Origin of the sequence: Mycolicibacterium vaccae NBRC 14118 = CIP 105934 (genome assembly GCF_001552715.1) — a bacterium.
Taxonomy (GTDB): domain Bacteria; phylum Actinomycetota; class Actinomycetes; order Mycobacteriales; family Mycobacteriaceae; genus Mycobacterium; species Mycobacterium vaccae.
In genome coordinates this window covers 1-1834 of the sequence record NZ_BCRS01000324.1, presented here as the reverse complement: position 1 = coordinate 1834, position 1834 = coordinate 1, and the positions used below count along the sequence as shown (strand labels likewise).

The following is a 1834-nucleotide window of genomic DNA, read 5'->3' as shown; positions in this document are numbered from 1 at the left end:
GGCCCGGCCGACCGCGTCGGCCATCACGCCGACCAGCGCGCCCTGGCGCAGCTCGCCGGTGAGCAACCGGCGCAGGAACGTCTGCTCGACCGCGGTGGCCCCGGCGAAGAGTCCGGCCAGCAGTTCGGCGCGCCGGGCCTGCGAGCCGCGGCCCGCGGTCGCACCGATCTCCCCGAACCGGGCGTCGACGTCCTCGACGGTCAGAGTGGGGGTGTCGGCCGGCTCGGGAACCGAGCGCAGTGACGCCCAGCCGACGCCGATCTGGCGCTGGGTGAGCTCCCCGGACAACCACGACACGACGATGCCGACCAGGCGCGGATCACCCTGCTCGCCTTCCGATCGCAGCAGTTCGGCGATGCGGGCCGTCTTGGCCAGCCGAGACGACGAGGACGCCACGTCGGCCGAGGCGGTGGCGACGTCAACCAGCAGCACGACACCACCCTGCCACGGTGCCCGGACACGCCGTGCCGGTGCCGGTGGTCAGCGCACCGCGAACGTGATCGAGTGCCACCCGGTCGCACCGTCGGGCACGGGATCGGCCCGGTCCGGCGTCTGGGTGTAGCCGGAATTGTCGGTGGCCCGCACGGTGATCGTGTGGAAGCCGGGGTCGCGGGCGTCCCAGCCGAAGCTCCACAACCGCCAGGTGTCACCGGAGTACGCGTCGCCGAGGGTCGCCGGCTGCCACGGACCGTCATCGATCTGGACCTCGACGGCGCGCACCCCGCGCTTCTGGGCCCATGCGACGCCGCCGAACGTCACCGGGCCGACGGGGACGTCCTGCCCGCTGCGCGGCACGTCGATGCGCGACGCCGTCTTGATGGGTCCGCGCGCCGACCAGCCCAGCCGGGTCCAGTAGGCCTGTGCGCGGTCGAAGCGCGTCACCTCCAGATCGGTGACCCATTTGGTGGCCGAGACGTAGCCGTAGAGTCCGGGCACCACCAGACGCGCCGGGTAGCCGTGCTCGAGCGGCAGCGGCTCACCGTTCATCCCCACGGCCAGCAGTGCGTCGGCGTCCGTCAGCGCCTCGACCGGGGTGCCCGCCGTCCACCCGTCCACCGACATCGACAGCACCATGTCGGCGTCGGGCTGCACCCCTGCCTCGGCGAGCAGGTCGCTGACCCGGTAGCCGGTCCAGATGGCATTCGAGATCAGTTCGCCGCCAACCGGATTGGACACGCAGGTGAGGGTGACGACCTCTTCGACGACCTCGAAGCGGGCCAGATCCTGATAGCTGTAGGTGACTTCGCGGTCCACCATGCCGTGGATTCGCAACCGCCAGTCCTGCCTGCTCAGCTGCGGGACGCTCAGCGCGGTGTCGATGCGGTAGAAGTCGGTGTTCGGGGTGACGAACGACGGCAGCGCGACATCTCCGGGCTGCACCGAGTCCGGTATCGGTGGTGCGGCCCGGTCGATCCTGGGCAGCGTGAACGCCTCCCGGTCGCCGGACACCGACGACATCCAGCGGTTCACCAGCACCCCGAGGACCCCCGCGGCCACGCCGCCGCCGAGCAGGCCGAGGGTGACCAGCGACAAACGTCTGCCCTCGTCGGCGCCGTCGCGCTCGTCGGCGTCGGTGAACCGGCCCGACACCAGCAGGCGCAGCACCGCGACGCCGCACCCGACGCCCACCAGGGTGGGCACGACGTCGAGCGCGGTGGCGCCGGCGCGGGACAACACCGCGGCGCACCCCGCACCGCCGGCGGCCACGAACATCGCACTGCCCACCGGTCGGCGCCGGGATTCAGCGAGGCCCGCGACGGCGGCGATCGCCGCGATGGTCAGCAGCACGAGCACGCCCAGCGCCAGCTTGTCGGCGGTGCCGAAGGTGCTGATC

1 protein-coding gene and 1 pseudogene are annotated in these 1834 nt (G+C 72.3%); both read right to left on the bottom strand.

Features of this window, described 5'->3' with window-relative positions; genetic code table 11:
- Window positions 1-432, bottom strand: a pseudogene (locus tag MVA01S_RS29700) (ATP-dependent DNA ligase); the annotation flags it as partial.
- Window positions 433-480: 48 nt separating this feature from the next.
- Window positions 481-1834, bottom strand: a 1354-nt coding sequence (locus MVA01S_RS29695) for a molybdopterin-dependent oxidoreductase (RefSeq protein WP_060941833.1), incomplete at its 5' end; no start/stop codon positions are given.